The 7,225-nt window shown below is 37.0% G+C and carries 4 protein-coding genes; 2 read left to right on the forward strand and 2 right to left on the reverse strand.

The window, feature by feature from the left end; translation table 11 throughout:
• Window positions 1-14 precede the first annotated feature (14 nt).
• Window positions 15-2,123 (reverse strand): coiled-coil domain-containing protein, encoded by a 2,109-nt coding sequence (locus BN3769_RS05370; protein WP_068468327.1) that lies wholly within the window; start codon window positions 2,121-2,123, stop codon window positions 15-17.
• Between the two features lie 255 nt (window positions 2,124-2,378).
• Here BN3769_RS05370 and BN3769_RS05375 point away from each other — a divergent pair, with 255 nt between their 5' ends.
• A complete protein-coding gene (locus tag BN3769_RS05375; protein ID WP_068468329.1) occupies window positions 2,379-3,542 on the forward strand; it encodes a hypothetical protein in 1,164 nt (387 codons plus the stop codon).
• Window positions 3,543-3,683: 141 nt separating this feature from the next.
• Entirely contained in the window at window positions 3,684-4,790 is a 1,107-nt protein-coding gene (locus tag BN3769_RS05380; RefSeq protein ID WP_068468331.1) for a hypothetical protein, read from the forward strand.
• Window positions 4,791-4,800: 10 nt separating this feature from the next.
• Here BN3769_RS05380 and BN3769_RS05385 read toward each other — a convergent pair whose 3' ends face one another.
• On the reverse strand, window positions 4,801-6,267 hold the full coding sequence (locus tag BN3769_RS05385; RefSeq protein WP_154017826.1) for an FKBP-type peptidyl-prolyl cis-trans isomerase: 1,467 nt from the start codon (window positions 6,265-6,267) through the stop codon (window positions 4,801-4,803).
• Window positions 6,268-7,225: the final 958 nt, after the last annotated feature.

Here is a 7,225-nt window from a genome sequence, read left to right on the forward strand (position 1 = left end):
TTCTAGCCCAATTCTTAAGGCTGATTGGGATCAACAGTGGTCACTGTTGGAACAATGTCCTTATCTGCCGCTTCTTTAATTTGTTTTTCCAATCCCGCTAAAACAGCTTTTTGTTCTTTAATGAGCTTATTCACTTCCGATAAGGCGGCGTTAATCTGGTTACTAATGACAGGTCGTGAGTGTTGATCGCCAACAAACCGCTGTTTTAATTCTGCTAACCATCCCGTTGGAGAAGGAGGGGCTCCGCCGACTAAATCTTTTAATTCTTTCAAGTCTTTTTGATAGGCCTCTAAATCCCGTTGAATTTCCTGCATGCGGCCGATGTTATTGAGCATGTCTTGGTGGGCGGCTAAACCCTCTTCCAACGTTTTTACTCTCTGCCTTGCACTTTGCAAGGGCTCATAATGTTGAGTAATTTCTTGTTTCTTTGCCTCAATATCCTGGTTAATGGCATCTTGCGTCCTAGTAGCTGAGGGCTGTTCCTGCTGAAGGGCCTCTAATTCGCTTTTAAGCGTCTCTGCCTTAGTCTTCCACTCTTCTTTATTGGCCTCTAGTTCAGCTTCTTGCAAGTTTTGTTTAGCTTCTGTTAGCTCTTTTCTCGCTTCTCTAGGGTGAATATTGGCCAATAAATCTTCTAATTTATCTGTATCTTTGCTGCCCCATTTAAGGAATTTAGGCTGCTTGAATTCGGCTTTAAGCATTTCGAATTCGGCCTCTAATTGCTTCGCCTCATCCCGCACGCCCCTAACAAATTCGGCAGGACCGCCTGCATTTTGCCGTAGTCTTTCTAAAAGGTTCAAATTGCTTTTAATTTTGATATGTCCCCTTGCAAGCTTTTGCTCCTTATTATAGCGGACTTTCACTTCTTCGGGATCATAATTCCTGCCTTCAACTTTTGTAAGACCGCCCTCGCCTAAAGAACGCTCGTAAGTACGCTCTTTATTTTTTTTGGTCACTTCTAAAACCGTTCCATCTTTTGTTAATATTTTGGAAACCCCATTAATTTTTCCTGTTTTACTATCTGTCGTAAAGGAAACGCTAAATTTTGTTTCATTAAGCAATTCCTGGCTTGTCTGATCATTAGAAGCGAGTTCCACCATTTTATTTTTTGTGGCCTGGACAGCCATCAAAGCCGCACGGGGATTGGGTAAAGTTGTGAAATACATGCGTTCCATTTTGACTTCCACATTCTTTCCATCAGGCCCCTTAATAGGTTGGCCGCTTGCATCTTGCGCTTGAACCGTATAGGTGACTTTGACTTTGTAGAGCGTCAGTCCGGGGTATTTTTCATGTGTATAAGGTTCTACAGCGTACTCTCCGTTGTCTTTATCAAGACTGGAGGAAATCTTGAATTGGGCGGCTCCCGATCCTTCCGCTGTTTTTGCCAGATCTTCTTTAATTTTCTTCAAATGAACGGCAGGAGATTTGTCTATTTCAAATTTATCGGTATATTTAGCTTGAAGCCCTTGTAGAGTAGGAGCAGGCGTAGATGTGGGTGGCGTACCCGTCCGGCTAACATCAATTTCTTCGCCTCTCTCTTGAGGTACTGTGCCCGGCTCGGGATGCGTTGAATCTTGTAAGTGTAATTCGTCTAATCTTTGAGTTAATTCTTCCGAATTTACAGGCGAGCCTTCTTCCGATTCCTCAGGCGTAACGGTTCCAGAGCGCGGAGATCTAGGCGCTTCGTTCACCTTCTCTTGTTGAATAGGATCATCTATGTGAATTTGTTGAATAAGCTCTGGTTGCCCTCCTACATTTGGTAAACCCTCTAATAAATCTTCAGGTTGTTCCGTAAATCCCTGGATAACTTCCTTAAGTGGAGACGTATTAGCAACCGTATCCTGCACTAATTGAGTATCTTCTAGTGGGGTAATATTAATATCAAAATTGAAATCTTGTAATTCCTTAAGAGTTTCCCCACCTCCCTTATTCATCCCCTCTCGCGCTGTATGAGAATCAACCTGTTTTAAAGAAGAAGGATGCTCGACTTTTTGAGGAGTTTCGCCTACTTGTAAAGTTCCATTATCACTTGCCGACTTTACTGGCTTAGTAGAAGTTTGCAAGGGTTCAACAGTTACCGTTATAGGAGTGGGAGGAAGACCTGTACTTTCATGAATGCTCATAATTGCACCAATAATTATTTACTAATATATTCTATTATAATTATAAGTTTTTTTATTCAATTTTGTAAACTTTAATCATCAACAAATAAAACAATATTAAATAAATCTTTAAATATCGAATATGATAAAATTAAGTTTATATAAACATTAAGAAAAGACTTACTTCTCTTAAACTTGAAAATAATTTAGATTTTTTTTATGATTTTGTTAATATTAGATTAAGATTAAAAACTAATTTTGATGGAGAATTAGATTATGAATGAAAATAGCCCTGTTAGCACTCAAAGGATGCCAATTCAGCATTCCATGCCAATGAACAACAGCCAACCAGCAAAAAACTTAAAGCCCTTACCCTCCCCACCTATTGCTTCGAATGAAAATTCAACAGCTTCTTCTCTTAAAGGAAGAGTAGTAACGCCTTCTTCGAAAGTGGAATCAGGAGCGGAAACAAGCTCAGAATTAAGCTTGACATTGTCTTCAAGCTATAAATTATCTTCTAAAAAGGCAGAAGATGTAAAATCTAGTTTTTCAAATTTACATATTCAACTTGAAAAAACCCCTGACCATGTTCCCACACGAGTTAAAGCTGTTGATGCTAGTTTATCAATAGCAAGTATTGCATCCCAAAAACAAGTCGAAGATTCTTATGTAGTTTATGCTGAAGAATGTGCCAAAGTGGTAAAAAAATCCAATTATTTTAGCCCAGTTCCTCATTATTTAGATCATTTGATTACCCGCTATAAAGGCGTCGATTGCACTAATATGAATTCTATTAGAGAAGCCCTTCTACAGCTAAAAAGAGGGCTTGAAATTGACCCTAGCGCTTCAAAAATTCAAAATGCTTTTGATAGTACAGTAGAAGCAATTAAAAATAAGTGGGCGCAAATAAGAGAAAGAGGAATGATAGATGAAAATACCTACAATCTTTTATTAGAACAATTAGAAAGCGTTCTCAAAGAAGATCCCTTCAAAGATGAGTTCAGAAAAAATCCCGCTTTATTTACATCCGCTCCTCGGGAATTCTTAGCTTCTCATCGACACTTATCAAGCATTGAAGAATTTATAAAAAAATATCCTTCAGAAGGGAATATTCGATTTCTTAATAATGAATATAGCATGGGAAATTTGAGAAAAGCTCTTGAAGAAGCGCTGCCAAATCCATTTGCTAGACAGCTTAAACTTTTTTCGGACGAACCTTTTCTTACTTTATCTGCTGCTAATTTAATTAAAATTTTTATGGTAGCAAAATTAGAGAAAAAACAAACGGTAAGCGTTTTTTTCGAAAACGAAGCGGATGGAGCGACCTTGGAAATTGCTTTTGGCCAGGATATTGAAAAATATGGTTTGAAAAAAGCAAACGGACATTTTGAAGGCTCTTCTAAAGTAGTCTATGAGTATTTTTTGCAACCTTCAAAGTAAATACAGTAATTTTCCGTTAATTTATAAAAGGCCTAGAAATTAATCTAGGCTTTTTTATTGGTAGCCTAATTAATTTAAATAAATTATAATAATATTTAACATGTATTATCATATCTATTGGCTTTTTCCACGCGAGGTATTATGCATGTTAGTAGACAAGATTATGGTCCTGTACAAACTTCTAGTTCAGAAGAAAATAATAAAGCGCTGGGAACAAATGGCACTGGCAGTATTGCAGGCAGAACGGCAAATCCAATTAGTCCTTCTGTTCCAAATGATTCTGCCCTGATTAAATCCGTAAATTCTACTCATAGTCAATTAGAAAAAATTCCCATTCAACCTTTGCAAGAGCCCAAGCCATCCCCAATTGCTACTCCGATCAATATTACGCTAGGGCAACAAGAAGAACCTGGATCGGTGCCTATTTTTCCTCATACACATATCAATGATTTATCCGAAAACGATGCGACTTTTATTCGTAATGAAATTGCAAACCCAACCCTAAAGAATGCTTTTGCGCTTGCTAGCCTTGATACGAACGGCAAGGCTGTGTATAAAAATATGACTAGCGCAGCGGCTCAAAAATTGCCCGCTAGCCAATTTGATAATATCTATACCGCCGTTCAACTGCCAAGCGGCAAATTGGCTTTGCTTACCACCCAAGAAAAGGCGGACACTCTTCATCAGCAAAAACTTGAATTTCATGATGAACACGGCAATCCAATCGAATATGAAATCGTTATCATAGACAAAGATATGCATGATACCATGCATGCCAGCATCCGCACTTTAGTTGACAATTTTGTTGCTGCCCGCTTAGAAACAGAAAAAGCCAAGCAAAACGAACAAAGAGAAGATGTTCAGCGCGAACATGCCCGCCATCCTAATCCCCTTAAAAGCTTCCGCCCACCAGCCGAATCCCCTGAGAAAAAAACAGAGAAAAAGAAGACCGATGTCGATTCTTTGAAATTGCTTCTTGCGACTCCTGAAAGCATAGTCAAAAATGTCATAGCTGCTGAAAGGGCTATGGAAGCCAAGCAACAAGAAAAAGACAGGGTTGCAGCAGAAAAGAAAAAACGCATCCGTGAACAGGAAGAAAATCGCGAAATCCGCCATGAAAGCTATAAAAAAGCGGAAATCCAAGGAATTGAAAAACAGCATGACACTTTAAAGCATGAAATAAACGATCAGGAAAGAGGCCGTCCAGCCCCCTTAAATCCGACGAAACGCAGGCGCATCGAACCTTGATTTCTACTGTTTATTGCTCTAATCCTTTAATATTAAATTCTGCAATTAAATAGGGCGAAAAATAAGGAGGGGAAAGATAACTTTTTATTCCCCATTCCGGATAAATGAATAGGATGCCTTCCTCGCCAATTCTCATCGATGGGAAACTAGCGCGAAATGCTTTTATTGCACGAGTTAAGTTTAAGACAGTTCCTGTGCTACAATCCTCAACAATATTTCCATGCATTGTTTTTAAAGTATACGATACGTGAATGAGCGCATCCTTGCCTATAAAAGCTCCCATACCAGGATTCATTTGCTGATAATAAAGACGATCTTTTTCTAAGCATATAATATCTAAATTTAGCCTTTTCTCAAGCGTCTGAAAATGTGAAAGGGCTAATTGCCTTTCATGCCTATCAATGTTTTCAAAAATATTATGATAAATAAAAGCGAGGGCTTTAGGAATCTGATTTGATTGCACTGAAGAAATTTTAGCTTTTACCATATCCTGTAAATGAGAGATAACAGAAGACAGGGAAATAAATTTATTGAATTTATAATAACTCCATATTTTAAAACCGATCAAAAAGGCCTGGCTATGAAAAGATAATTGACCTTCTACTCTTGGCAAGAAAGGGGCGAGATAATGAGCATCTATTTTCTTTTCTGCTGCTTTCATCCCTTCAATTAATTCTTCAAATTGATTTCTTTTTTCTCCATCAAATTCATCCTGAAAACGATTAAGGACTGCTTGTGCAACTACATTCGATAAATCTATTTTGTCATTTATAAGAGTATCTTTTCCCTCTTTCTTATTCTTAACAAGGATTTTTACTGACTCTCCATAAAATTGAGATAGAATTTGCTCAAGCCATTGAGAATGATCTAACACATTGATAATTTTTAATTGAGTCTCTTGATAGGAATTTATTAATTCATCTGATGAGTTAGAGCTATCTGCAACTCTTCCAAAAATCAATTTTGGAGCATAATTCTCAAGAGCTGGTGAAGCAATGTCTATTTTATTTTCAATCACATTGAGTTCTTGAGCTAAAGAATCATATCCTAAACTAGGCCTAATAGGAAATTGCTCAAAGGGCGGCATAAATTTCTTGTTTTTCTCTTTAAGAAAAGTGGGAATTGCCAAATCGAGTTTTTTAGAAATTTGAGGAGCATCTAAAACTTCTAGAACTTGCTCAAAACGACTAACATATAAAGAATTCTCTAATCCGAAACCAAGTAAAATGCCTATTAAAGCCTTATCATTTTTAAAAAAAGAAAAGAAATCTAGCTTACTACTCTTAATTTCTTGTAACAATTTATCTGCCGTTAATTCGGGCCCTAATGCATAACGAAAAAGAGAAGAATGGCCGGAAAATATCTTGTGAAATGCTTTTTTATTAATAAAAATGATATGGGAGCAAGGTCTATCATTTTCATCAACGCCTTCTTTCATGAGAAAAATAAAATTGGAAGTCTCTGAAGGCAAAAGCAATTTTTTCCAGACTCTTACCCCTTCCGTTATAGACGTCAGGATATGCTGAGCCATTTTTCCACTGCAATCGGCATGACCCATACTATAAGACTCAATGCATATAGGTTTTTCTCCATATAATACATACCCCACCTCGGATCCCCATAAAACTGCATGAAAAAATTCTGAAAGAGAATTTTTATCCTTTTCAGATAAAGTGATTAATAAATCGGCATTTCCCAAAATAGGTTTAAGGCATAAAATAAAAAAGAAAAGAAGCTTTAAACTATTATTTGATTTTCCAGAAAACATAATTCACGTCTTAAATTTTTCCAGATAGAACACTGGGTTTAGAATTTTAATTTCCTTATTTATTTTAATAGCGTCTTGGCGGACATTTACAGCGAGATGGACATCTATTGCGTGGATTGCATCCTCCACAATTTGGGCAATAAACAGCATGTCCACAATCTGGATCTCTGTACAAAACAATTAAACATAATCCATCTTGTAGCCACGTAACATTCTTAACTGGGACTAATCCACCATGTTCCAAATCTACATAGATTCCTTCATTTAATATAATAATTCGATCTATTGTCACATAAATTTGGTGCTTATCAGTATCTTCTATGTAAGAATCTATCTCTGTTTTTGCTATGGATGAAAAAGTTGTTAATATAGTGATCAAGAAAATAAAGACTTTGAAATAGCTTAACCGTAACATTGTTCTCCTCCTTAAGTTGAGATTCTATCTGGAAAAAAGAATTGATTGTTTATAATTAAATTTTGAAATTTAGGCGAGTAATTTTTAGGAAAGAAATAACTTTATAGTAAAGTAAGAAAAGCAAAAATCGATCAATAGCTGGACGTATAATGAAATGGGGCAGGAAACCAGCTGCATAGAAGGCCTAGGCACACCCGAACAAAAGCATACCTATACCGACTACAATGCTTATGGGCAAAAAAACAGGACCAC

The organism is Candidatus Protochlamydia phocaeensis, from assembly GCF_001545115.1.
Lineage (GTDB): Bacteria > Chlamydiota > Chlamydiia > Chlamydiales > Parachlamydiaceae > Protochlamydia_A > Protochlamydia_A phocaeensis.

Coding starts and splice junctions, on each gene's coding strand:
- BN3769_RS05370 (WP_068468327.1), bottom strand. CDS start 2,123: ATGAGCATTCATGAAAGTACAGGTCTTCCTCCCACTCCTATAACGGTA.
- BN3769_RS05375 (WP_068468329.1), top strand. CDS start 2,379: ATGAATGAAAATAGCCCTGTTAGCACTCAAAGGATGCCAATTCAGCAT.
- BN3769_RS05380 (WP_068468331.1), top strand. CDS start 3,684: ATGCATGTTAGTAGACAAGATTATGGTCCTGTACAAACTTCTAGTTCA.